The sequence below is a fragment of the Variovorax sp. MSC1_012 genome, from assembly GCF_023667525.1.
Taxonomy (GTDB): Bacteria; Pseudomonadota; Gammaproteobacteria; order Burkholderiales; family Burkholderiaceae_C; genus Variovorax; species Variovorax beijingensis_B.
Map to the genome: position 1 here is coordinate 5273391 of NZ_CM174443.1, position 22611 is coordinate 5296001.

Genomic DNA, 22611 nt, shown 5'->3' on the forward strand with positions numbered 1-22611 from the left:
GGCGCTGTTGTTCAAGGCGCCACAGGCCAGGGCCGCTGCGGCTCCCGGATCTGCTCGAACGCACGCGACACGCGCAGCACGCCGAGGTCGTCGAAGCGCTGCCCGGCAATCTGCAGCCCGATCGGCAGCCCGCTCGCCGAGTATCCGCAGTTCACCGAGGAAGCCGGCTGCTCCGACATGTTGAACGGCACCGTGAACCCGATGTGCTCCAGCGGCCGCAGCGGATCGTTGGTGGGCGAAGGCGCCTCCGCGGCCGCGGGCATGTTCGGCGACACCGGCGAGATCACGTAGTCGAAGCGCGCGCAGGCCTGCACCGTTGCCACGCGCGTCGCATGGAACTGGCTGAAGCCGCGGAACACGTGCTCGCCGCTGAACTCGGCCGCGCTCTCGGCCCACTCGCGGATGTAGGGCAGCACCTTGGCGCGCTGGTCGGGGCGCAGCGCCTTCATGTCCACCAGCGAGCGCATGCGCCACAGGTGGTCCATGCCATCGAGCATGGCTTGCGACATGAACGGCTGCATGGGTTCGACGATGGCACCGGCCTTTTCGAACAGGCGCGCCGCATGCTCGACCGCTGCCTGGATCTCTGGCTCGACTGCGAGGCCGCAGCCCGCGTCCAGCAGCAGACCGATGCGCAAGCCGCGAAGATGGTCGGGCGATACGTCGAAGCTCTCCCAGGCTATGTCCTGCGCCGGCAGGCTCATGCTGTCGCGGGCATCGGACTTGGTGAGCACCTGCATCATCAGCGCGGCATCGCCGACGCTGCGCGTCATGGGGCCGGCCGCGCGGCCCATGTACGGGGGATCGATCGGAATGCGGCCCAGGCTCGGCTTGAGCGTGAAGATGCCGCACCAGCTCGCGGGTAGCCGGAGCGACCCGCCGATGTCGGTGCCGATGTGCAGCGGACCATAGCCCGCGGCGGCCGCCGCACCCGCGCCGGCGCTCGAGCCGCCGGGGGTCCGGCTCAGGTCCCAGGGGTTGCGCGCCAGCGTGTGAAAACTCGAGAGCCCCGAAGACAGCATGCCGTAGTCCGGCATGGTGGTCTTGCTCACGATCACCGCGCCGGCTTCCTTCAGGCGCGCGGCGGGCGGTGCATCGGCGGCCGCGGGCTTCAGGTCGACGGCGGCCGTGCCGGCCGGCATCGGATCGCCGCGGGTCGCGATGTTTTCCTTGATGGTGGCCGGCACGCCGTCCAGCGGGCCGAGCGCGTCGCCGCGCTGCCAGCGTGCTTCCGAGGCGCGCGCTTGCTCGAGCGCGGCTTCGGGCCTGAAGAGCCAGGTGGCCTGCAGCTTGGGCTCGCAGCGCTCGATCTGCGCGATGACGGCCTGCGTGACCTCCACCGGCGACAGGCGCCTGTCGCGGTAGGCGGCGGAGAGTTCCTGGGCGGAAAGCTCGTTCAGTGAAGAAGATGATGACACGTCGGCACTCATCCCCACGACAGCGCCGAAAGGTCGTTCACGAAGATCGGGTTTTCCTTCCAGAGGCCCTTCACGTTCTTTTTCGCGATGGTTGGGAACTGCGGCTGGTAGAGGAAGCCATTGGCCGCGTCGACCGCCAGCATCTTCTGCGCTTCGCCGAGCAGCTTGTTGCGCTCGGCAGGGTTGGCCGTGGCCTTGATCTTGTCGAACAGCGCATTGAAGGCCTTCGACTGGTAGCCCCAGTAGTAGTCGGGCTTGGCGTAGTTGCCAAGGTCGAAGGGCTCGACGTGCGAGACGATCGACAGGTCGTAGTCCTTGTTGCCGTAGGTGCCGCTGAGCCACTGCGCCCACTCCACGTTCTGCACCTTGACCGTGATGCCGATCTTGGCCAGCTGCGCCACGATCACCTCGCCGCCCTGGCGCGCGTAGGGCGGCGGCGGCAGCGTCATGGTGAGTTCGAGCGGGGTCTTCACGCCGGCCTCGGCCATCAGCTTCTTGGCCTTCTCGATGTCGAAGGGATTGACGCCCGTGGTGTCGACATAGCCCGCAGCGCCCGGCACGTAGTGGCTGCCGATCGGCACGCCGAAGCCGTCGGCCGCGCCTTCGATCACGGCCTTGCGGTCGATGGCTGCGAGGATGGCGCGGCGCACGCGCACGTCGTCCAGCGGCTTCTTCCTGTTGTTGATCGACAGGATGGTCTTGGCGCGCGAGCCTGCCAGGATCACCTGGAACTGCGGATTCATCTTGAACTGCGGCACCGCGCGCGTGCCGATGCGCGTGAACACGTCGACGTCGCCGGCCATCAGCGCGGCGGCCTGCGCGGCCGTGTCGGAAATGAAGCGGAAGGTCACCTTGTTGATCCTGGCCGTGGCCGGGCTGCGGAAGCCCTCCCACTTGCTCAGCGTGATCGACGAGCCCTTGGCCCAGTTGTCGAGCTTGTAGGGGCCGGTGCCGACCGGCTTGGTGGCGTTGCCGTCGGCGCTCTTGGGCTCGACGATCACGGCCGTGGCCTGGCCCAGCACGAAGGGCAGGTCGGGGTCGATTTCCTTGTTGATGACCACCACGGTGTGGTCGTCGACCACCTGGGTGGCCAGGTTCGCGAAGGTGCGCTTGTCCTTGTTGGTGCTCTTCTCGCTGCCGGCGCGGTCGAAGGCGAACTTCACGGTGCTGGCGTTGAAGGGCTCGCCGTTCTGGTACTTGACGCCGCGCCGCAGCTTGAAGGTGTAGGTCTTCAGGTCGGGCGAGACTTCCCAGCTTTCGGCCAGCAGCGGCGTGACGCTGCCGTCGGCGTTGATCTTGGTGAGCGTCTCCAGGATGTTGTAGTGCACCACCTCCGCGATGGCGGCCGCGGCGCCGGCGGTCGGGTCGAGGCCTGGCGGCTCGAGCGCCATGCCGATCACGATGGCGTCCTTCCGCCCCTGTGCCATGCCGGCGATGGGAGAGGCCAGCGCCACGGTGGCGCCGGCGGTGGCAAGGAGGGTGCGACGGTTCAACATACGTTGTGATCTCCGGAAAAACGATGGATGCGAATGGCTGCCTCCCATGCGCGGCGCGCCCCGAATGGAGGCGCGGCGGCACGAAGGAAGTACACGCAGCACGAAAGATGCCACGCGCGGCAGCGAGCCATTCTCTCGCAGCGCAGGCTTTGGCGCTGGGCCGCGCGGGTGCTTTTTCCTCGGGACGTTCCCGGATGTCCGGGGCGGCGTGAGAAGAGGGCGAAGAGGGGCGGCAATGTCGCCGAGGGAGACCGAGGGCCTGTCTTTCCGGCGGCTCAGGCTGCCAGCAGCGTGCCGCCGGCGGGCGTGCGCGGCACCGCGTCGAGCAGCGTGCGCGTGTAGGAATGCTGCGCATTGCGAAAGAGTTCGCCGGGCGGCCCCTGCTCGACGATCTTGCCTTTCCACACCACGCAGACCTCGTCGCACAGGTGGTTCACCACCGCGAGGTCGTGGCTGATGAGCAGATAGCTCACGCCGAACTGCTGCTGCAGGTCCTGCATGAGATTGAGCACCTGCGCCTGCACCGACACGTCGAGCGCGCTCACGGGCTCGTCGGCCACGATGAGCTTGGGCCGCGTGATGAGCGCGCGCGCGATCGCAATCCGCTGGCGCTGCCCGCCCGAGAATTCGTGCGGGTACTTGTCCATGTCGCTGGTGCGCAGGCCGACGGCGGCCAGCGCCTCGGAGGCGCGCTCGCGCTGTTCGGCGCGGCTGGTTTCGGCCAGCGCTTCGAGCGGCTCGGCCACGATGCGTGCCACGGTCTGGCGCGGATCGAGCGAGCCATACGGGTCCTGGAACACCATCTGGAAATCGCGCCGCGCCGTGCGCAGCTCGCCCTTGGGCAGCCGGTGCAGGTCACGGCCCAGCATGCGCACGCTGCCCGAGGTGGGCGTGTCGAGCGCCATCACCAGGCGCGCGATGGTCGACTTGCCCGAGCCCGATTCGCCCACGATGCCCAGGCTGCGGCCGGCCGCGACGCTGAAGCTCACGCCGTTGAGCGCCTTCACGAGCGGCGGCGGTCCGAAGAGCTTTTCGCGCGGCAGCGCGTAGTGGCGCACGAGATCCGTCACCTCGAGCAGGGGCTGCGTGCTGGCGGGTTGGTTCATGATTCGAGCGCGCCTTCCGCGGCAATTTCCTCGAGCCGGATGCAGCGCACCGCGTGCTCGTGCCGCAGCACGGTGGGCGGCGGCCGCATCGTGTGGCAGGCATCGACCGTGTACTTGCAGCGGCCTGCAAAAGGGCAGCCTGGCGGCAGGTCGACCAGTTCGGGCACGCTGCCCCGGATGGTGGCCAGGCGAATGCCGCGCGGCGCGCCGAGCGCCGGCCGCGCCGCGAACAGGCCCTGTGTGTAGGGATGCGCGCGCTCGGCAAACACGGTTTCGGTCGGGCCGCTCTCGACCACGCTGCCGCCGTACATCACCAGCATCTTCGAGACGCTCTGCGCAATCACGCCCAGGTCGTGCGAGATCAGGATCAGCGCCATGCCGCGCTCCGCGACCAGGCCCTGGATCAGTTCGAGGATCTGCTTCTGGATGGTGACGTCCAGCGCGGTGGTGGGCTCGTCGGCAATCAGCAGGTCGGGGCCGCAGGCCAGCGCCATGGCAATGCCGATGCGCTGGCGCTGCCCGCCCGAGAACTGGTGCGGATAGGCATCGAGCCGCGAAGCCGCATCGGGAATGCCCACGCGCTCGAGCAGCGCCAGCACTTCCTTGCGCGCTTCGGCGGCCGTGAGCCCGCGGTGCAGCCGCAGCGGCTCGCCGACCTGGCGCGCAATGGTGTGTACCGGGTTCAGCGCCGTCATCGGCTCCTGGAAGATCATGCCGATGCGGTTGCCGCGGATCTGGCACATGGCTTTCTCGCCCAGGCCCACGAGCTCGGTGCCGTCGAAGCGGATGCTGCCCCTGACCTTGGCGGTCGACGGCAACAGCCCCATCAGCGACATCACCGTGATCGACTTGCCGCAGCCCGATTCGCCCACGATGCCCAGCGTTTCGCCGCGCTCCAGCGTGAAGCCGATGCCGCGCACGGCCTCGGCGGGGCCGCGCTGCGTTTGCAGTTCGACGTGCAGGTCTTTGACTTCGAGCAGGGGCATATCGCTTAGCGGGCGCGCGCAAGGCGGGGGTCGAGCAGGTCGCGCAGCCCGTCGCCGAGCAGGTTCAGGCCGAGCACCGCCATGGCAATGGCCATGCCGGGGAACACCGCGAGCAGCGGTGACTGGAACATCATGGTCTGCGCCTCGCTCAGCATGCGGCCCCACGAGGGCTGCGGCGGCTGCGTGCCCAGGCCAAGGTAGGAAAGGGCGGCCTCGGCCAGGATGGCGATTGCGAAGCGGATCGTGATCTGCACGATCAGCACGGCCGAGATGTTGGGCAGCACATGCTGCATCGTGATGGCAAACGACCCCTTGCCGCAGGCCCGCGCGGCCGCCACATATTCGCGCGACCAGATGGCGTTGGCCGAGGCGCGCGTGATGCGTGCAAACGTCGGGATGTTGTAGATGCCGATCGCGATGATCGCGTTGACGATGCCGGCGCCGAACACCGCCGTCATCATGATGGCCGACAGGATGGCCGGAAACGCGAGCGAGAAGTCGGTGAGCCGCATGATCGCTTCCTCGACCCAGCCGCGCCGCGCCGCGGCGAGCAGGCCCAGCGCGGTGCCCACGACAAGCCCGATGCCCACCGCGATCACGCCCACCAGGATGGACGCGCGCGCGCCCACCAGCAGCAGCGAGGCCACGTCGCGTCCGAAGATGTCGGTGCCCAGCCAGTGCGCCCCCGAGGGCGGTTTGAGCTTGCTGGCCATGTCCATCTCGTAGGGCGACCAGGGCGTCCACACCAGCGAGAGGGCGGCGGCCAGCAGCAGGAGCAGCGTCAGCACGCCGCCGAGCACGAAGCTGCGGTGCCGGAGCGCGCGGCGCCAGAACCCCGGCACCTTGAGCGCCGCCGCGCTCGGAATGGGCACGGCGCTCATATGTCGCTCGCCTTGATGCGCGGATCGATCACGGCATAGAGCACATCGACCACGAAATTCACGATGACCACCAGGGCCGCGAGCAGCATCACGCAGTTGCGCACCACGATCAGGTCGCGGTTGCTGATGGCCTGGAAGATCAGCCGGCCCAGGCCCGGCAGGTAGAACACGTTCTCCACCACGATGGTGCCGGCCAGCAGTTCGGAAAACTGCATGCCCATGACGGTGACCACCGGGATCATCGCGTTGCGCAGCACATGGGTCCAGAGCACCGCGCGCTGCGAAACGCCCTTGGCACGCGCGGTGCGCACGAAGTCTTCGCGCATCACCTCGAGCACGGCGGAGCGCGTGATGCGCGCGAGGATCGCGGCCTGCACCACCGCCAGCGACAGGGCCGGCAGCAGCAGCGACTTGAGGCCTGCGAAGATGCCCTCGCCCCAGCCCTCGAAGCCGCCGGCCGAGAACCACTGCAGCTGAACCGAGAACACGAGGATCAGCAGGATCGCGAACCAGAAATTGGGAATGGCGATACCCACCTGCGTGAGGCCCATCAGGCCGACGTCGCCGAGCTTGTTGTGGCGCGCGGCCGCGGTCACGCCCACCAGCAGCGCGAGCACCGTGGTGAAGGCCATGGCGAGCAGCGCCAGCGGCACGGTCAGCGCCAGCCGTTCGAGGATGAGGTCGAGCACCGGCGAGCTGTAGGCGTAGCTGTCGCCCAGGTTGCCGGTCAGGAGGCCCGCGATCCAGTGCCAGTAGCGCGTCCAGGCCGGCTGGTCGAGGCCGAGCTTGGCGGCCAGGGCGGCCACCGCCTCGGGCGCGGCGTCGGGCCCCATGAGCATCTGCGCGGCATTGCCGGGCAGGATCTCGAGGACGAGGAAGACGATAACCGAGGCGCCGATCAGCGTACCGATCAGCGTGGCGAGGCGCTTGAGAATGAACAGGCTCATGGGGCGGGGCGCAGCATAACCCGACTCGTGCAACAACCGTGCCTTGTTCGCGATAATCGGGTATGGCCCTCATGATCACCGACGAATGCATCAACTGCGATGTCTGCGAGCCCGAGTGCCCGAACGATGCGATCTACATGGGCGCGGAGTTTTACGAGATCGACCCGCACAAGTGCACCGAATGCGTCGGCCACTTCGATGAGCCGCAGTGCGTGCAGGTGTGCCCGGTGGCGTGCATCCCGATCAACCCGGCCCACGTGGAAAGCCGCGAAACGCTCTGGCAGAAGTTCGAGCGGCTCGCCGCGGCCAAGGCAAGGGCCGCAGCTGCCCAGCCGCAGGCGCCCTCAGCCGGCGCTTGAATCGTTGCGCTTTTTCCTGCGGCTGCTGCCTTGCGCGGCGGCGGGCCTGTCGTTGGCCGCACCGCTGAAGCGCGGGCTCGATTTGCGGGGTTCGGCGCCGAGTCTCTGGGCGCGTGCCCGCGCCTGCTGTTCGGAAGACGCGAGCCGGCGTTCGGCCATGGCAGCCTGCCGGGCGTCGTGCGCCGAGCGGCGGCTGCGCTCATAGGCCTCCTTTTCCTGCGACAGGCGGATGCGCTCGAGCTGGTCGGCGCGCTGCTCGGCCCTGCGCGTGGCGGCGTCCGCCGCGCGGCGGTCCGCCTCGGTGCGCGCATCGTCCACCGCCAGCTGCTTTCCGCCTTCGCAGGGGCGGTCGGTGTAGGTGTTGCCGCAGCGGTAGGTCTCGGACCTTCCCTGCGCCGCTGCGGGCATCCAGAAAGTGCCGCAAGCCACCAAGAGCAAAGCGGCACCCGCTTTCCTGGCCCTGGTTTTATTTTTCATTTCTTTTCTCTCCCTTTTCTTTTCTCTCCCGCGCTCTCGTGGCCGGCTGACTAGGCGGTAGCGGGCGTGCCTCCGTCGCCGGGCTCCCGCCGCGGCGGTTTGGGCCGGGGCGGTTTGCTCGTGTGGATGATCAAGGTGGCCTTTTCCATTTCGCCGGCCACCAGCGCGGGCCCCGCGTGCAGCGTGCGCACGATCGCGTCCTCGATGGCTTCGCGCTGCTCCTTGAGCGGCTTCTTGAGCACCCAGTTGATGACCTCCGACTTCACTCCGGGGTGTCCGATGCCCAGGCGCAGGCGCCAGTAGTCGCCGGTGCCCAGTTGCGCATGGATGTCGCGCAGGCCGTTGTGGCCCGCGTGGCTGCCGCCGAACTTGAGCTTGGCCTGGCCGGGCACCACGTCGAGCTCGTCGTGCACCACGAGGATTTCCTCGGGCGCGATCTTGAAGAAGCGGGCCAATGCGCCCACCGACTTGCCCGACAGGTTCATGAAGGTCTGCGGCTCCAGCAGCCAGACGCTCTGCCCGTCGATGTTCGCGCGCGCCGCAAGGCCGTGGTAGCTGCGCTCGGGCACGAGGTTGAGCTTCCAGTCGCGCGCCAGGGCGTCGATCCACCAGAAGCCGGCGTTGTGCCGGGTGGCTTCGTATTCAGGCCCCGGATTCCCGAGGCCGACAAACAGCTTGATCATGAGGGGAATTATCTCGCCGCCCAAAAAGCAGAAGGCCCGCACGAGGCGGGCCTTCTGCAGGGACGCGAGAGAAATTATTTCTTCGCGGCGGGCTTTGCCGTCTTGGCGGCAGGCTTGCCATTGGCAGCCGGTGCGGCGCCTTCGGCAGGTGCCGCGCCTTCAGCGGCGGGTGCCACCTCTTCGGCGACCAGCGGCGGCACGGCCGACACGATGACCGGGTTCAGCTTGCCGTGGCTCACGAACTTCACGCCCTTGGGCAGCTTGATGTCGCTCACGTGCAGCGTGGCGTTCTTCTTGAGGCCCGAGAGGTCCACTTCGATGAACTCGGGGAGGTCGGCCGGCAGGCAGCTGACTTCGAGTTCGGTCATGACGTGGGTCACGAGGTTGTGGTCGAGCTTGACGGCGTCGGACTCTTCTTCACCCTTGTAGTGAAGCGGCACCTTCATGTGCATGCGGGTCTTGGCGTCGACGCGCTGGAAGTCGATGTGCTGCACCAGCTGGCGGAACGGGTGGTACTGCACGTCGCGCAGCAGCACCTTGCTGGTGGCGCCGCCGAGTTCCATTTCGAGGATCGACGAGTGGAAGGCTTCCTTCTTGAGGGCGTGCCACAGCGCGTTGTGATCGAGCTCGATCAGCTGGGGCTGGCCTTCACCACCGTAGACGATACCGGGCGTCTTGCCCGAGATGCGGAGACGGCGGCTCGCACCCGTGCCCTGCTTGGCGCGCTCAAAAGCGACGAATTTCATAACAACTCCTGTGAGAGTCCACCGCGACCAGTGCGACTCCGGTTCAACAAGGGCGCCATTCCGAAAAAAGGAAGGTGGCGCCCGCTTTTTGCCCAGATCAGAACAGGTTGTCCTGGTCCGAGAACAAACTCATCACCGACTCGCCCTTGGCAATGCGCTGGATCGTCTCGGCGATCAGCGGTGCCACGGAGAGCTGGCGGACCTTTCCGCACGCCAGGGCGCCGTCGGAAAGGGGAATGGTGTTGGTCACGACCACTTCGTCGAGCGCGGAGTGGGTGATGCGCTCGATGGCCGGGCCCGAGAAGATCGGGTGCGTGCAGTAGGCGTAGACGCTTTTCGCACCGCGCTCCTTGAGCACTTCGGCCGCCTTCACCAGCGTGCCGGCGGTGTCGATCATGTCGTCCATGATCACGCAGTTGCGGCCGTCGATTTCGCCGATCACGTTCATGACCTCGCTCACGTTGGCCTTGGGACGGCGCTTGTCGATGATGGCGAGGTCGCAGTTCAGCTGCTTGGCCAGCGCGCGGGCGCGCACCACGCCGCCGACGTCGGGCGAGACCACGATCAGGTCTTCGTAATTCTTCTGGCGCAGGTCGCCCAGCAGCACCGGCGACGCATAGATGTTGTCGACCGGAATGTCGAAGAAGCCCTGGATCTGGTCGGCGTGCAGGTCCATCGTGAGCACGCGCTCGACGCCCACCGTTTCGAGCAGGTTGGCCACCACCTTGGCCGAGATCGGCACGCGGCTCGAACGCGGGCGGCGGTCCTGGCGGGCATAGCCGTAGTAGGGAATCACCGCGCTGATCCGCTCGGCCGAGGCGCGCTTGAGCGCGTCGACCATGATCAGCAGTTCCATCAGGTTTTCGTTGGTCGGTGCGCAGGTCGACTGCACCACGAACACATCGCGCGCCCGGACGTTCTGGTTGATCTCGACGGTGACTTCGCCATCGGAGAAGCGTCCAACGCGCGCGGCACCCAGCGAGGTACCGAGGTTCTGCGCGATTTCTGCGGCGAGGCCAGGATTGGCATTGCCGGTGAAAACCATGAAATCAGGGTGATTAGCCTGCATGAGCGCGTCCCGGCAGTGCGAATTGGCTTTTAGGAAGCCGCCAAAGAGTTTGAGTCGTGGCGGCCCGTGAGCCACCGATTATTGCAGCGGGCATGCTGCAAAAGAAGCACTGCGGCCGGTGGGCCGCAGTTTGAAGAATTTGGCAGGGGAGAAAGGATTCGAACCTTTGCATGCTGGAATCAAAATCCAGTGCCTTAACCAGCTTGGCGACTCCCCTACACGGGTCGATGGCTTTCGCCACAAACCGATATGTCGCATCGGATCCATAACGACCCGATTATCTTCAGGTCGCCCATCCCCAAAGTGGATGAACGGCCAGGTTGCTGCATTGGCGAACCTGCCAGCCTGGTGGGGCTTTTGGCAGTTCCGCTTCTTGCGGCTCTTGCGGCATTTTCGCGAAAACCGAACTTCCGGAGCCAGTCATCCGGGCTTTCAATCCTTGGGCGCCGAGCCATTCGATGGCGTCGGTGACCGCGGGGCAAAGCCGCTGGGCAACCGGCTGCAGGTCGTTGTGGCCGAAGTCGAAAACCTTGAAAGCGCTGCTTTCGGGGTTTGGGGCTTCAAGCTGTTCGCTATCTGCAGCAAAGCCCGAGATTATAGCAACAGGAGTGGCGCGTTGAAGGTCGGACGCAGAAAAAATTAGCTTGGTGTCGAGTCCCTGGGGTGGCTTGGCCACCACGAATCGTGCGGGAGGGATCTTCACGGGCCTGATTTTCTCGCCGATTCCCTCGACCCAGGCATTGCGCCCGCCCAGGAAGAACGGCACGTCGGCGCCGAGTTTCACGCCGATCTCGGCCAGGCGCGCGAGCGGCAGGTTCAGCCCCCACAGGCGGTTCAGCGCCAGGAGGCAGGTGGCGGCGTCCGAGGAGCCACCGCCCATGCCGGCCTGCGCCGGCACCTGCTTGGCGATGCCGATGTGGGCGCCCTGGCCGGGCGCCGCATGCGCCTGGAGCGCGCGCGCCGCGCGCAGCACGAGGTCGTCGGGCGGAAGTTCGGTCGTGAGGTCTTCGCGGCTTAGCTGGCCGTCGCTGCGCAGCTCGACATGGAGCGTGTCGCACCAGTCGATCAGCATGAAGACCGATTGCAGCAGGTGGTAGCCGTCTTCGCGCCGGCCGGTGATGTGCAAAAAGAGGTTGAGCTTGGCCGGTGCGGGAAGGTCGTAGATCGCCTTCATGACCGCTCGAAGACGATGCGCAGGTCCGCCGTGGGGCCGGGAGACTCACGGGTGGCCTGCAGGCGGCCGTTCGCGACCTGCGCGAGGTCGGGCCGCCAGCCCGGCACGCGCTCCTCGCGGCCCGCGAGCCAGCCGAACAGCGCGCCGACCGGTATGGCAGCGCCCGTGGCGGCCTCGATCAATGCATCGACCGAGTCGAAGCGCCGTACCTCGCTGCCGTTCTTGAGCAGGGCCTCGCCGGGCGACCAGTGCAGCTGGGCCAGGGTGCTGCCGATCGGGCTGGTGAGCGAGAGCTCGCCCGCTTCGGGAGAGCCGCGCAATTCGAACAATGCGGAGAAGGTCTGCACCGGCTGGCTGTCGATGCGCAGCGACATGCGGCCGCTCCAGCTGTCCGTGCTCCTGGGCGCGGAGGAGCCGCCCGCCAGTTGGGCGCAGCCGGCGATCGAGAGCAGCGAGGCTCCGCCCGCAAGCAGGAGGGCGCGGCGGCCGCCGTCGGCCAGCCGGGGGGCGGGCACGCTCACGGCTTGACCCGCAGGCGCTTGAGCGTTTCCTGCAGGGTCTCGTTCTCGGCGTCGCTCAGCAGGGCTTCCTTCCAGATCGTGACGGCGCGGTCCTTCTGGCCCGCCGACCAGAGCACTTCGCCGAAATGCGCGCCGATTTCCGGATCGGGCCGGGTCTTGTAGGCCGCTTCGAGGATGCGGATGGCCTCGGTTGTGTTGCCCAACCGGAATTCCACCCAGCCCAGGCTGTCCGCGATGAAGGGGTCTTCCGGCGCCAGCTGCACGGCCTTCTGGATCAGCGTGCGGGCCTCGTCGAGGCGGATCTTGCGATCGGCAAAGGAGTAGCCGAGCGCGTTGTAGGCGTTCTGGTTTTCGGGCTTGAGCTCGATCAGCCTGCGCAGCAGCCGCTCCATTTCGTCGAGGCGATTGAGCTTCTCGGCCACCATGGCCTGGTCGTAGACGAGGTCGCTGTCGTTCGGGGCGGCGGCGGAGGCCTGCGCCAGCATGTCGTAGGCCGCCTGGTATTGCTTGGCATCGCGCAGCAGTTGCACTTCGGCGAGGAATTTCTGCTTCTTGTCCTCGGGCGTGCGCTCGGGCAGGCCGCGCACGAGTTCGCGCGCCTGGGGCAGCTTGCCCTGGCGCGCCAGCAGGCCCGCGCGGCGCGTCTGCGCAACCACGAGCTCGTCGGCGCTGTCGACGCGTGCGAGCCAGCGTTCCGCAGCCGTGAAGTCCTTGCGGCGCTCCGCCAGCTGCGAGAGAACGAGGTACGCCTGGGTGGTGCCGCGCTGGCGGTCGTCCGGGTCTTTCTGGTTGGCTGCCAGCTCGATGTAGCGCTTGAGCGAGGTTTCGGCCGCCGCGTCCTGCCGGGCCTGCGCCTGCAGGCTGCCGAGCAGCAGCCAGGGCTCGGCCAGTTCGGGGCGCGACGCGGTGAGCGCCTGCAGTTGCGCGGTGGAATCCGCATAGCGGCGGTTCTCGACCAGCACGCGCGCGTAGGCGATGCGCAGGTCGGGCGGCGCCTTGGGGTTGTTGGCTAGGTAGCGCGTGACGATCGGTTCCGCGAGCGGCTGGCCGGGGTCGATCATTTCGAGCGCGAGGGCGGCCGGAGCGTCGGAGGCGGGGTCCATCTGCTGGCCCTTGAACGCGGCGTCCAGGGCACCCGAGGTGTCGCCGGCGTTCAGCCGCATGCGGCCGATGGTGGCCCAGGCCAGCGCGCCGGTGGCCGGGCTCTTGAGCTCGTCGACCAGTGCCTGCTCGACCACCGAGGCGGCCTGCTTCTTGTCGGAGGCGCGCGAGTAGTTGCGCGTGATCACCGCCATCAGAATCGGCTTTTCGATCTGCGGCGTGGCCGCGATTTCGGCCCGCAGCGGCTCCACCGTTTCGCCGATGCGATTGAGTGCGATCAATATCTGCAGTTCGATGCGCCGTGCATCGCGCGAGTTGGGCAGCGTTTCCTGCCATGCGCGCGAGGCCGCGAGCGCCGCGTCGCCGGAGCGCGACTGCAGTGCGATCTCGACCGCGCGCTGGAACAGCTTGCCGTCGCGCAGCCGCCGGGCTGCGTCGAGCACCAGCGCATAGCCCGATCCGGGATCGCCGGAGCGCGCGGTCATCTCGCCCATCAGGATTTCGTAGAACAGCTCGGCGGTCAGCGCCGAGGGCTGCGCATTCGGTTCTCCGGCCGGCTTTGCGGCGACAGCCGCCGGCACCGTTGCCGGCCTCGTGCCCGGCCGGGATGGTGCTGGCCGTTCGATGATTGGGGCCGGGCTCTTGGGCGCGGCGGGATCGGAGGTTTGCGCCTGGGCGGCACAAGCCAGCAACACGACGAAAGACGCGGCCGCCGCAAGGCGGTGTCGGCGGAGCGATGGAATCATCGAACCATAATAATCCAAGCTTTTGAGCGAGCACTGCGTGGGGCTTCGTCGCAGCCCGGAGTTTTTATTCATGCCTGAGCTTCCCGAAGTCGAAGTGACGCGGCGCGGTTTTGCCGAGCGCATTGCCGGTGCACGCATCGATGCGGTTCGCATCGGCAAACCTTTGCGCTGGGCGTTGATGGTCGTGCCCGAGGCGCTGGTCGGTCGCCGCGTGCTGCAGGTACGCCGGCGCGGAAAGTACCTGCTGATCGACCTGGACCGCGGCCTGCTGCTGCTGCACCTGGGCATGTCGGGCAGCTTGCGCTTCGATGCGGCGCTTCCTTTGCCAGGCGTTCACGATCACTTCGATCTGGTGACCGAACTCGGCACGCTGCGGCTGAACGATCCGCGCCGCTTCGGTGCCGTGGTCTATGTGGAGGACGAGGCCGCGCCGTGGGCCATCAAGCTGCTCGGCGGCCTCGGCATGGAGCCGCTGGGTGATGCTTTCGACCTGGACGCGTTCCACGCCGGTCTTCGCAAGCGCAAGGCGGCGGTGAAGCAGGTGCTGCTCGCGGGCGACGTGGTGGTGGGCGTTGGAAACATCTATGCGTCGGAGGCCCTGTTCCAGGCGGGCATCCGGCCCACGCTTTCGGCCGCGCGCATCAGCCGGCCGAGGGCGGCCCGGCTCCATGCGGCCGTGCGCGAAATCCTGGCCAGGGCGGTTGAAAAGGGCGGCAGCACGCTGCGCGACTTTTCCAATGTGGACGGGCAGAACGGCTATTTCCAGCTCGAGGCCACGGTCTACGGCCGGGCCGGCGAGCCCTGTCGGGTCTGCGCAACGCCGATCCGGCTGCTGCGCCAAGGGCAGCGTTCCACTTACTATTGCCCGAATTGTCAAAAATAGTGTCCTAGGCGCCGGGTTGGCATATCCTGCAATCGGTTGCCTCCCAGTTTGCAATGCTATATTTGTAAGTTATTTCTTACATATTCCCCTTGAGCCGCTCTTTCAATCAACAACTCGATCAGCACGGTGCCTGGCGAAGCAATTTCGCGCACCGCCTGCAGTGGCTGTCCCGCTGGCTGACCGAGAACGAGCTGCTCGACCAGGCGGTGGCCGAGCGCCTGCGCGGCCTCGAGCTGCAGATCCGCACCAGCAAGGTCATGGTGGCCTTCGTAGCGGAGTTCTCGCGCGGCAAGTCGGAGCTCATCAACGCGATCTTCTTCGCCGCTTACGGTCGCCGCATCATGCCGGCCAGCGCCGGGCGCACCACGATGTGCCCGACCGAACTGGGCTACGACGCCGCACTGTCGCCCAAGCTGCGGCTGCTGCCGATCGAGACCCGCCTCGAACCCCATTCGCTCACGCACTGGCGCGAAAAGGCCGGGCGCTGGACCGAAATCGCGATCGACGTGGCCGATGCCGATCAGCTGGCCCAGGCCATGAGCAAGGTGGCCGAAGTGCGCTGGGTCAGCAAGGACGAGGCGCATGCGCTGGGCTTCTGGAACGAGGAGACGCCCGACGACAACCCCGTGCAGGACGCTGAAGGCCGCGTCGAGATTCCGCGCTGGCGCCACGCCATCCTGAACATGCCGCATCCGCTGCTGGAGCAGGGGCTGGTGATCCTCGATACCCCGGGCTTGAACGCCATCGGCGCCGAGCCCGAGCTCACGGTGAGCCTGATCCCGCAGGCGCATGCCGTGGTCTTCATCCTGGGCGCAGAAACCGGCGTGACGCGCTCCGACCTGTCGATCTGGCGCGAGCACCTGGTCACCGAAAGCGAAGGCAGCGACACGCGCTTCGTGGTGCTCAACAAGATCGACACGATGTGGGACTCGCTGAGCACGCCCGCCCAGATCGAGCTCCAGATCGAACGCCAGCGCGAGGTCGCGGCCAAGTTCCTCGAGGTGCCGCTGGTGCAGGTGCTGCCGGTGTCGGCGCAGAAGGGCCTGCAGGCGAAGATCCAGCGCGATGCGCGGCTGCTCGACGCCAGCCGGCTGCCGGCTTTCGAGGCACTGCTCGCGGAAGGCGTGCTCGGCAAGCGCGAAACCATGCTGCGGCTCGCGGTGGATGCCGGCATGGTGGCACTGCGGACCGAGGCCGAGCGCATCCTGAAAGTGCGCCAGCGCGACCTGTCGGAGCAGGCGCTCGAACTGCAGGGATTGCGCGGCAAGAACGTGTCGGTCATTCGGCACATGCGCGCGCGCATCGACCAGGAACAGACCGAGTTCGAGGGCAGCAACACGCGCATCCTCGCGCTGCGTTCGGTGCAGGGCAAGCTGCTGCGCGAGGTTTACGCCGTGCTCGGCCGCACCGCGCTCAAGGAAGACATGGTGCGGCTTTCGGCCGCGCTCAAGCGACCGGGCGTCAAGTTCAACGTGCGCAAGGTGTACGGCGAAACCTTCGACTCGCTGCGCAACAACCTGCGCGAAGTGCAGGCCACGACGGCCGAGATCCAGTCGATGCTGCACGCCACCTTCCGCCAGCTCAATGCGGAGCAGGGCTTCACGCTGCAGGCGCCCGCCGAGCCCGACCTGACGAGCTTCGAGCAGGAGCTCAGCCAGATCGAGCGCAGCCACATCCACTACCTGGGCGTGGGCAATCTGCTGAAGCTCGCGCAGGCGGACTTCTGCGACAAGCTGGTGCGCGCGCTCGCAAGCCGCCTGCGGCTGGTCAACGAAGCGGCCATGACCGAGGTCGAACGCTGGAGCAAGGGCGCCAGCGCCCAGATCGATGCGCAGCTGAAAGAGCGCCGCCGCAATTTCAGCAAGCGCATCGAGGCGATCGAGCGCATCCAGAATGCGGCAGGCAACCTCGACGAACGCCTGCTCGAACTGGCCCAGCAAGAAAGCAGCCTGGCCGAGCTGCATCTTCGGCTCCATGAATTCACCTCGGCCATTGCCCAACAGGGAAGGCCGGCAGCCGCTGCCGCCGTCGGCGAACTGCGTGCGGCGGCCTGATCGTCCGGTGCCGGCTGCGGCCGTGCAGCCGCAGGCGCCGGCCGATTTTGCCGAGCGCGTCGTGGCCTGGCAGCGCAGCCACGGGCGCAGCGCGCTGCCGTGGCAGAACACGCGGGATCCCTACCGCGTGTGGCTCTCCGAAGTCATGCTCCAGCAGACACAGGTCTCGACCGTGCTCGGGTACTTCGCGCGCTTTCTCGAATGCTTTCCGACCGTGCGGGCGCTGGCCGACGGCACCGAGGACGAGGTCTTCGGGCTCTGGAGCGGCCTGGGCTACTACAGCCGCGCCCGCAACATGCACCGCTGCGCGCAGGAGGTGGTGGCGCGTTTCGGCGGCGAGTTTCCGCGCACGGCCGCCGAGCTCGAGACCCTGCCCGGCATCGGCCGCTCCACCTCCGCGGCGATCGCGGCCTTCTGCTTCGGCGAGCGGGTCGCGATTCTCGACGGCAACGTCAAGCGCGTGCTGACGCGCGTGCTCGGCTTTGGCGGCGACATGTCCTCGTCGGCGCAGGAACGCGCACTGTGGGACCGGGCCACGCAGCTGCTGCCGCCGGCCGAGCAGAAGGAAGCGATCGCGAGCTACACGCAAGGCGTGATGGACCTGGGCGCCACGGTCTGCCTGCCGCGCAAGCCGAGCTGCATGATCTGTCCGTTGAACAAGACATGCGTGGGGCTGCGCGAAGGCCAGCCGGAGCGCTACCCGGTCAAGACGCGCAAGCTCAAGCGCAGTGCCCAGTCGCTCTGGGCGCTGCTCGCGCGCGATGCGCAAGGCCGCGTCTGGCTCGAGAAGCGGCCGGCCAAGGGCATCTGGGCCGGGCTCTACTGCCCGCCCGTGTTCGAGAGCCGCGAAGAGCTGCTGGCCGCGCTGCCGCCGGCGGCGCTGGCAGGCGCACGGGACCTGCCGCCCTTTGTGCATGTGCTGACCCACAAGGACCTGCACCTTCACCCGGTGCTGCTGCAAGGCAGCCAGCCGCAGGGCGATGCCGCGCGCTGGGTGGATGCGCAGGAGTGGGGCCGGCTGGGATTGCCGGCACCGATGCGCAAGCTGCTCGAGAGCAGCAGCGCGGACTAGCCGGCGGACGCGAGCTCAGCTCGCGTCGAGTTCGCGGTGCCGCTTGAGGGCGACCCAGCGGGTTCCGAACGCGCGTGCGAGCTGCTCGACCAGGAACACCGAGCGGTGCTGGCCCCCCGTGCAGCCGATGGCCACGGTCACGTAGCTGCGATGGTCCCGCGCCAGCGCGTCGAGCCAGCGCGAGAGGAACTGCTCGATGTCGTCGTACATGCGCGCGACGTCGTCGTGCTCGCGCAGCCATTCGACCACCGGCGCATCGCGGCCGGTGAGTGGCCGCAGCGCGGGCACGTAGTGCGGATTGGGCAGCATGCGCACGTCGAACACGTAGTCGGCGTCCAGCGGCACGCCGCGCTTGAAGGCGAAGGATTCGAACACCAGCGTCAACGCGCTGCTCTGCGGCGCCGAGATCAGTGCCTTGATGTAGCTCTGCAGCTGGGCCGGCCGGATGAGGCTGGTGTCGATCACGTCGGCGCCGTCGCGCAGGTCGGCCAGCAGTTCGCGCTCGAGTTCGATGGCCTGCACCAGCACGCGCTCCTGTTCGGGCACGTCGTTGCGGCCCTCCTGGCGCGACAGCGGATGGCGCCGGCGGGTTTCCGAATAGCGCCGCAGCAGTGCGTCGGTGGTCGCGTCGAGGAAAAGCGAGCGCAGCGACACGCCGTCCTGCCGCAAGGCCTCGAGCTGCTGCGGAACGATCGGCAGCGACACGCCGCTGCGCACGTCCATGGCAATGGCCACGCGCGTGGCCTGCTGCTCGTGCTGCAGCGCGATGAAGGCCGTCAGCAGTTCGGGCGGCAGGTTGTCGACGCAGTAGTAGCCGGCGTCTTCCAGCGCATGCAGCGCCACCGACTTGCCCGAGCCCGACATGCCGGTGATGAGCACCAGGTCGAGGTCCATCACAGCGCCGCCGAAGTCTTGTGGCCCAGCATTTCGCGGGCATGCGCCAGCGAGGTCTGCGAAAGCTTCTCGCCGCCGAGCATGCGGGCGATTTCGCGGGCGCGGGTGTCGTCGTCGAGCCGCGAGACGCCGCTTTCGGTGCGCGGGCCGTCCTGGCCGGCTGCCGTCGTCTGGCGCTTGGCCACCACCAGGTGGTGGTCGGCGCAGGCAGCAACCTGCGGCAGGTGGGTGACCGCCAGCACCTGGCGATCGCGCCCGAGCTGCTTCATGAGCCGGCCCACGGTCTCGGCAACGGCCCCGCCGACGCCGGCATCGACCTCGTCGAAGATCAGCGTCTGCGCGGCGCCGAGCTGGCTGGTGGTCACCGCAATGGCCAGCGCGATGCGCGAGAGCTCGCCGCCCGAAGCCACCTTGCCGATGGGGCGCGGCGTGCTTCCGGGATGGCCGCTCACGAGAAAGGCGACGTCTTCGAGACCGGCGCGGCCCGGCTGCGCCAGCGGCAGCAGCTCGACCTCGAAACGCCCGCCCTGCATGCCAAGCCCCTGCATCGCCTGCGTGACCGCCTCGGCCAGGCGCGGGGCGGACAGCTTGCGCGCCTTGGCGAGCGCCTTGGCTTCCTTCATGTAGGCCTGCTGCGCGCCTTGTTCGGCGCGCTCCAGGCCTGCGAGATCGCTCTGCGCATCGAGCGCCTGCAACTCGGCCTGCCAGCCGGCCAGGAGCGCCGGCAGGTCGTCCGGCGTGCGCTTGTAGCGGCGCGCGAGCGACATCCACAGCCCCATGCGCTCGTCGAGTTCGGCCAGCTGCTTCGGATCGGCCTCGGCGTCGCGCAGGTAGCTGTGCAGCGTGTGGGCGGCGTCGGAAGCCTGGGCGACGCTGGAGGCCAGCACTTCGCCGAGGGCGCGGAATTCGGGCTCGATGTGCTCGCAGTGCTGCAGCAGGGTGACGGCGCGCGACAGCGCGGCGAGCGCGCCGCTGTCGTCGTCTTCGAGCGCCTGGCTCGCGCCCTGCGCCGCGTCGATCAGCGCCTGCGCATTGGAGACGCGCGCGTGCTGGGTCGAAAGCTCTTCCCATTCGCCTTCGGCCGGCGCCAGCTTCATGACCTCGGCGATCTGCCATTGCAGCCGCTCGCGTTCGCGCAGCAGCGAGTCTTGGGCCGAGCGCGCATGGTCGAGCGCGGAAAGCGCCTGGCGCCAGATCTGCCAGGCTGCGTCCAGCGCATCGGTGCGCACGCCGGCATAGGCGTCGAGCAGACCGCGCACGGCCTCGGGCCGCGTCAGGCTCTGCCATGCATGCTGGCCGTGGATGTCGAGCAGGCGGTCGCCGAGCTCGCGCAATTGGGTGGCGGTGGCCGGGCTGCCGTTGATCCAGCCGCGGCTGCGGCCCTGCAGGTCGACGGTGCGGCGCAGCAGCAGGGCGTCGCCGTTTTCGAACCCGCCCTCGTCGAGCCAAGCCCCGAGCGCCGGGTCGGCGTCGAATTCGGCGCTGACGTCGAGCCGCTCGGCGCCTTCGCGCACCGCGCCCGCGTCGGCCCGGTTGCCGAGCGCCAGTTGGAGCGCATCGATCAATATCGATTTGCCCGCGCCGGTCTCCCCGGTCAATACAGTGAAGCCTGCCGACAGGTCGAGTTCGAGTGATCGCACGATCACGAAGTCGCGCAATGCGATGCGTCGCAGCGCCATTTCAGGAGCCCCCTTCGTTCCAGTGAAGTTTCTTGCGCAGCGTGTCGAAATAGCTCCAGCCGCGCGGGTGCAGGAAGCGCACGCGGAAGTCGGAGCGGCGCACCACCACGCGATCGCCGATCGCGAGCGATGCCAGCGACTGCATGTCGAAATTGGCGCTGGCGTCGCGCCCCGCCACCAGTTCGATCACGATCTCGTCGGCGTCGGGCAGCAGCACGGGGCGGTTCGACAGCGTGTGCGGTGCAATGGGCACCAGCACCCAGCCCGGCACCGCCGGATGCAGCAGCGGGCCGCCGGCCGAGAGCGCATAGGCCGTCGAACCCGTGGGCGAAGCGATGATCAAGCCGTCGGCGCGCTGGTTGGCCACGAAATGCCGGCCGACCGAAACGCGCAGCTCGACCATGCCCGAGGTGGCGCCGCGGTTGACCACCACGTCGTTCATTGCCAGCGCATCGAAGACCGAGGCGCCGTCGCGCATGACCTGCGCATGCATGAGGCTGCGGTGGTCTTCCTCGTATTCGCCGGCCAGCATGGGAATCAGCGTGGCCTGGTAGTTGTCCAGCGGGATGTCGGTGATGAACCCGAGCCGGCCGCGGTTGATGCCGATCAGCGGAATCCCGTAGCACGCGAGTTGCCGGCCGATGCCCAGCATGGTTCCGTCGCCTCCCACCACCAGTCCCAGATCGCATCGCTGGCCGATTTCCTCGACGCTCAGCGGCTGGTAGCGGCCGCCGACGCTGGCGTCCGTATCGGCCTCCTCGGCCGCCGATTTTTCCACGAACACCTCGCACCCTTGCGATTCCAGGAAGGCGCCGATATCTTCCATCACGCCGTCGCGGGCATCGGCCTGCGCCCGGGCGCCTGAAGCCTGGTATTTGCCGATCAGCGCGACGTGACGAAAGCGGGAAGTCATCTACAAATTACAACACTAAAATCTTGCAATGCTGGACGACCGTGCCAAGTTGCTCCTCAAGACGCTGGTCGAGCGTTATATCGCCGAAGGCCAGCCGGTCGGGTCGCGGACTTTGTCGCGCGCCCCGGGCCTTGACCTGTCTCCCGCGACCATCCGCAACGTCATGTCCGACCTCGAGGGATTGGGGCTGATCACCAGCCCGCACACCTCGGCCGGACGCATTCCCACCGCGCGCGGCTACCGGCTGTTCGTCGACACCATGCTCACCGCCCAGCGCGAGCACATGAATGCGCCGAGCCACCTGCCTCCCGACCAGCCGCAGAAGGTGATTGCCAACGCGGCCAACCTGCTGTCCAACCTTTCGCAGTTCGTCGGCGTGGTCATGGCACCGCGGCGCGCCTCGGTCTTCAAGCAGATCGAGTTCCTGCGGCTCTCGGACCGGCGGCTGCTGGTGATCATCGTCTCGCCCGACGGCGACGTGCAGAACCGCGTGATCTTTCCGGAGGCCGATTACACGCAGTCCCAACTGGTGGAAGCATCGAACTACATCAATGCCCACTATGCCGGCCTCACCATCGAGCAGGTGCGCGACCGCCTGCAGTCCGAAGTCGAAAAACTGCGCGGCGAAATTGCCGCGCTGATGCAGGCGGCGGTCAACGTCAGTTCCGAAGTCCTCACCGAGGCGCAGGAAGACGACGTCGTGATTTCCGGCGAGCGCAACCTGCTTTCCGTCACCGATTTTTCCAGCGACATGGGGCAGCTGCGCCGTGCCTTCGAGCTGTTCGAGCAGAAGGCGCAGTTGATGCGGCTGCTCGACGTGTCGAGCAAGGCCGAGGGCGTGCGAATCTTCATCGGCGGCGAAAGCCAGGTGGTGCCGATCGAGGAGCTTTCCATCGTCAGCGCCAACTATGAAGTCGACGGGCAGGTGGTGGGTACGCTGGGCGTGATCGGCCCGACCCGCATGCCTTACGAGCGCATGATCCAGATCGTCGACATCACCTCGCGGCTGGTCAGCAATGCGCTGAGCCACCGCAAGTAAGCGACGCCGCGAATAGAATCGTGGCCTCTCGTGGGCCGTTAGCTCAGTTGGTTAGAGCAGCGGACTCATAATCCGTTGGTCGATGGTTCAAGCCCATCACGGCCTACCACCTGCATTCATTTCTGAGCTTGGTCCGCCAGGGGCCAAAAATGGATGCTATAATCGATAGCTGTGCGGCTGTAGCTCAGTTGGATAGAGTACTTGGCTACGAACCAAGGGGTCGTGGGTTCAATTCCTGCCAGCCGCACCACTCTTTGAAGGGTTAGGACATTACGTGTCCTAACCCTTTTTCTTTTTGCGCGGCTCTCTGCGGAATCTTTTTCCGTTCGACGAGATCACGGGCAATGTTCCCGTTCCGGGGCTCCGT

The 22611-nt window shown here is 67.4% G+C and carries 21 protein-coding genes and 3 tRNA genes; 7 read left to right on the top strand and 17 right to left on the bottom strand.

Annotation, left to right across the window (positions count from 1 at the left end; all coding sequences use genetic code 11):
* Window positions 1-11: 11 nt before the first annotated feature.
* From L1081_RS24830 to L1081_RS24855, 6 genes are all read right to left on the bottom strand, one after another.
* Window positions 12-1430, bottom strand: coding sequence for an amidase (locus L1081_RS24830; protein WP_489414519.1), 1419 nt, complete (start codon window positions 1428-1430; stop codon window positions 12-14).
* Window positions 1427-2914 carry an ABC transporter substrate-binding protein gene (locus L1081_RS24835; protein WP_489414520.1) on the bottom strand — a complete coding sequence of 496 codons (1488 nt, stop codon included), beginning with the start codon at window positions 2912-2914 and terminating at the stop codon, window positions 1427-1429. Before L1081_RS24835 ends, L1081_RS24830 begins: the two co-directional genes overlap by 4 nt.
* 275 nt (window positions 2915-3189) lie before the next feature.
* The gene (locus L1081_RS24840; RefSeq protein ID WP_489414521.1) at window positions 3190-4020 is read right to left on the bottom strand and encodes an ATP-binding cassette domain-containing protein; all 831 of its coding nucleotides are present in this window, start codon (window positions 4018-4020) and stop codon (window positions 3190-3192) included.
* Complete coding sequence (locus L1081_RS24845; protein WP_489414522.1) at window positions 4017-5006, bottom strand: oligopeptide/dipeptide ABC transporter ATP-binding protein; 990 nt, start codon at window positions 5004-5006, stop codon at window positions 4017-4019. The genes L1081_RS24840 and L1081_RS24845 overlap by 4 nt, the downstream gene beginning before the upstream one ends.
* Before the next feature lie 5 nt (window positions 5007-5011).
* The gene (locus tag L1081_RS24850; protein ID WP_489414523.1) at window positions 5012-5887 is read right to left on the bottom strand and encodes an ABC transporter permease subunit; all 876 of its coding nucleotides are present in this window, start codon (window positions 5885-5887) and stop codon (window positions 5012-5014) included.
* The gene (locus L1081_RS24855; RefSeq protein ID WP_489414524.1) at window positions 5884-6834 is read right to left on the bottom strand and encodes an ABC transporter permease subunit; all 951 of its coding nucleotides are present in this window, start codon (window positions 6832-6834) and stop codon (window positions 5884-5886) included. Before L1081_RS24855 ends, L1081_RS24850 begins: the two co-directional genes overlap by 4 nt.
* A 62-nt stretch (window positions 6835-6896) precedes the next feature.
* On the opposite strand from L1081_RS24855, the gene L1081_RS24860 reads away from it, so the two are divergent.
* Entirely contained in the window at window positions 6897-7193 is a 297-nt protein-coding gene (locus L1081_RS24860; protein ID WP_489414525.1) for a YfhL family 4Fe-4S dicluster ferredoxin, read from the top strand.
* Here L1081_RS24860 and L1081_RS24865 read toward each other — a convergent pair.
* From L1081_RS24865 to L1081_RS24900, 8 genes are all read right to left on the bottom strand, one after another.
* Complete coding sequence (locus L1081_RS24865) at window positions 7179-7670, bottom strand: hypothetical protein (protein ID WP_489414526.1); 492 nt, start codon at window positions 7668-7670, stop codon at window positions 7179-7181. The genes L1081_RS24860 and L1081_RS24865 overlap by 15 nt on opposite strands.
* A gap of 50 nt (window positions 7671-7720) precedes the next feature.
* On the bottom strand, window positions 7721-8353 hold the full coding sequence (gene pth / locus L1081_RS24870) for an aminoacyl-tRNA hydrolase (RefSeq protein WP_489414527.1): 633 nt from the start codon (window positions 8351-8353) through the stop codon (window positions 7721-7723).
* A 74-nt stretch (window positions 8354-8427) separates the two neighbouring features.
* Window positions 8428-9099: a 50S ribosomal protein L25/general stress protein Ctc gene (locus L1081_RS24875; RefSeq protein WP_489414528.1), complete on the bottom strand. Its 672-nt coding sequence runs from the start codon at window positions 9097-9099 to the stop codon at window positions 8428-8430.
* Window positions 9100-9196: 97 nt separating this feature from the next.
* Entirely contained in the window at window positions 9197-10168 is a 972-nt protein-coding gene (locus L1081_RS24880; protein ID WP_015867115.1) for a ribose-phosphate pyrophosphokinase, read from the bottom strand.
* A 140-nt stretch (window positions 10169-10308) separates the two neighbouring features.
* Window positions 10309-10385 (bottom strand) — tRNA-Gln (locus L1081_RS24885).
* A 66-nt stretch (window positions 10386-10451) separates the two neighbouring features.
* Window positions 10452-11342 carry a 4-(cytidine 5'-diphospho)-2-C-methyl-D-erythritol kinase gene (gene ispE, locus L1081_RS24890; protein ID WP_489414529.1) on the bottom strand — a complete coding sequence of 297 codons (891 nt, stop codon included), beginning with the start codon at window positions 11340-11342 and terminating at the stop codon, window positions 10452-10454.
* A complete protein-coding gene (locus tag L1081_RS24895; RefSeq protein ID WP_489414530.1) occupies window positions 11339-11863 on the bottom strand; it encodes a lipoprotein insertase outer membrane protein LolB in 525 nt (174 codons plus the stop codon). The genes ispE and L1081_RS24895 overlap by 4 nt, the downstream gene beginning before the upstream one ends.
* Entirely contained in the window at window positions 11860-13710 is a 1851-nt protein-coding gene (locus L1081_RS24900; RefSeq protein WP_489414531.1) for a tetratricopeptide repeat protein, read from the bottom strand. Before L1081_RS24900 ends, L1081_RS24895 begins: the two co-directional genes overlap by 4 nt.
* Before the next feature lie 70 nt (window positions 13711-13780).
* On the opposite strand from L1081_RS24900, the gene mutM reads away from it, so the two are divergent.
* The 3 genes from mutM (at window position 13781) to mutY (ending at window position 17719) form a co-directional block, all read left to right on the top strand.
* The gene (gene mutM / locus L1081_RS24905) at window positions 13781-14593 is read left to right on the top strand and encodes a bifunctional DNA-formamidopyrimidine glycosylase/DNA-(apurinic or apyrimidinic site) lyase (protein WP_489414532.1); all 813 of its coding nucleotides are present in this window, start codon (window positions 13781-13783) and stop codon (window positions 14591-14593) included.
* Window positions 14594-14682: 89 nt separating this feature from the next.
* Window positions 14683-16647, top strand: coding sequence for a dynamin family protein (locus L1081_RS24910; RefSeq protein ID WP_028256296.1), 1965 nt, complete (start codon window positions 14683-14685; stop codon window positions 16645-16647).
* 7 nt (window positions 16648-16654) lie between these two features.
* Window positions 16655-17719, top strand: coding sequence for an A/G-specific adenine glycosylase (gene mutY, locus L1081_RS24915; protein ID WP_489414533.1), 1065 nt, complete (start codon window positions 16655-16657; stop codon window positions 17717-17719).
* Between the two features lie 15 nt (window positions 17720-17734).
* On the opposite strand, the gene rapZ is transcribed toward mutY, so the two are convergent.
* Genes rapZ through L1081_RS24930 form a run of 3 tightly spaced genes read right to left on the bottom strand, consistent with a single transcriptional unit; the run spans window position 17735 to window position 21205 of the window.
* Window positions 17735-18613, bottom strand: coding sequence for an RNase adapter RapZ (rapZ, locus tag L1081_RS24920; RefSeq protein ID WP_489414534.1), 879 nt, complete (start codon window positions 18611-18613; stop codon window positions 17735-17737).
* A complete protein-coding gene (gene recN, locus L1081_RS24925; RefSeq protein WP_489414535.1) occupies window positions 18613-20292 on the bottom strand; it encodes a DNA repair protein RecN in 1680 nt (559 codons plus the stop codon). Before recN ends, rapZ begins: the two co-directional genes overlap by 1 nt.
* 1 nt (window position 20293) lies before the next feature.
* Complete coding sequence (locus tag L1081_RS24930) at window positions 20294-21205, bottom strand: NAD kinase (protein WP_489414536.1); 912 nt, start codon at window positions 21203-21205, stop codon at window positions 20294-20296.
* Between the two features lie 28 nt (window positions 21206-21233).
* On the opposite strand from L1081_RS24930, the gene hrcA reads away from it, so the two are divergent.
* The 3 genes from hrcA (at window position 21234) to L1081_RS24945 (ending at window position 22494) form a co-directional block, all read left to right on the top strand.
* Entirely contained in the window at window positions 21234-22244 is a 1011-nt protein-coding gene (gene hrcA / locus L1081_RS24935; RefSeq protein WP_489414537.1) for a heat-inducible transcriptional repressor HrcA, read from the top strand.
* Window positions 22245-22276: 32 nt separating this feature from the next.
* A tRNA-Ile gene (locus L1081_RS24940) sits at window positions 22277-22353 on the top strand.
* 64 nt (window positions 22354-22417) lie between these two features.
* Window positions 22418-22494: transfer RNA gene (locus L1081_RS24945), tRNA-Arg, on the top strand.
* Window positions 22495-22611 lie beyond the last annotated feature (117 nt).

What these genes read in the sequence shown, in the direction of transcription:
- L1081_RS24830 (WP_489414519.1), bottom strand. Translation starts at nt 1,430, where the DNA reads ATGAGTGCCGACGTGTCATCATCTTCTTCACTGAACGAGCTTTCCGCC.
- L1081_RS24835 (WP_489414520.1), bottom strand. Translation starts at nt 2,914, where the DNA reads ATGTTGAACCGTCGCACCCTCCTTGCCACCGCCGGCGCCACCGTGGCG.
- L1081_RS24840 (WP_489414521.1), bottom strand. Translation starts at nt 4,020, where the DNA reads ATGAACCAACCCGCCAGCACGCAGCCCCTGCTCGAGGTGACGGATCTC.
- L1081_RS24845 (WP_489414522.1), bottom strand. Translation starts at nt 5,006, where the DNA reads ATGCCCCTGCTCGAAGTCAAAGACCTGCACGTCGAACTGCAAACGCAG.
- L1081_RS24850 (WP_489414523.1), bottom strand. Translation starts at nt 5,887, where the DNA reads ATGAGCGCCGTGCCCATTCCGAGCGCGGCGGCGCTCAAGGTGCCGGGG.
- L1081_RS24855 (WP_489414524.1), bottom strand. Translation starts at nt 6,834, where the DNA reads ATGAGCCTGTTCATTCTCAAGCGCCTCGCCACGCTGATCGGTACGCTG.
- L1081_RS24860 (WP_489414525.1), top strand. Translation starts at nt 6,897, where the DNA reads ATGGCCCTCATGATCACCGACGAATGCATCAACTGCGATGTCTGCGAG.
- L1081_RS24865 (WP_489414526.1), bottom strand. Translation starts at nt 7,670, where the DNA reads ATGAAAAATAAAACCAGGGCCAGGAAAGCGGGTGCCGCTTTGCTCTTG.
- pth (WP_489414527.1), bottom strand. Translation starts at nt 8,353, where the DNA reads ATGATCAAGCTGTTTGTCGGCCTCGGGAATCCGGGGCCTGAATACGAA.
- L1081_RS24875 (WP_489414528.1), bottom strand. Translation starts at nt 9,099, where the DNA reads ATGAAATTCGTCGCTTTTGAGCGCGCCAAGCAGGGCACGGGTGCGAGC.
- L1081_RS24880 (WP_015867115.1), bottom strand. Translation starts at nt 10,168, where the DNA reads ATGCAGGCTAATCACCCTGATTTCATGGTTTTCACCGGCAATGCCAAT.
- ispE (WP_489414529.1), bottom strand. Translation starts at nt 11,342, where the DNA reads ATGAAGGCGATCTACGACCTTCCCGCACCGGCCAAGCTCAACCTCTTT.
- L1081_RS24900 (WP_489414531.1), bottom strand. Translation starts at nt 13,710, where the DNA reads ATGATTCCATCGCTCCGCCGACACCGCCTTGCGGCGGCCGCGTCTTTC.
- mutM (WP_489414532.1), top strand. Translation starts at nt 13,781, where the DNA reads ATGCCTGAGCTTCCCGAAGTCGAAGTGACGCGGCGCGGTTTTGCCGAG.
- rapZ (WP_489414534.1), bottom strand. Translation starts at nt 18,613, where the DNA reads ATGGACCTCGACCTGGTGCTCATCACCGGCATGTCGGGCTCGGGCAAG.
- recN (WP_489414535.1), bottom strand. Translation starts at nt 20,292, where the DNA reads ATGGCGCTGCGACGCATCGCATTGCGCGACTTCGTGATCGTGCGATCA.
- L1081_RS24930 (WP_489414536.1), bottom strand. Translation starts at nt 21,205, where the DNA reads ATGACTTCCCGCTTTCGTCACGTCGCGCTGATCGGCAAATACCAGGCT.
- hrcA (WP_489414537.1), top strand. Translation starts at nt 21,234, where the DNA reads ATGCTGGACGACCGTGCCAAGTTGCTCCTCAAGACGCTGGTCGAGCGT.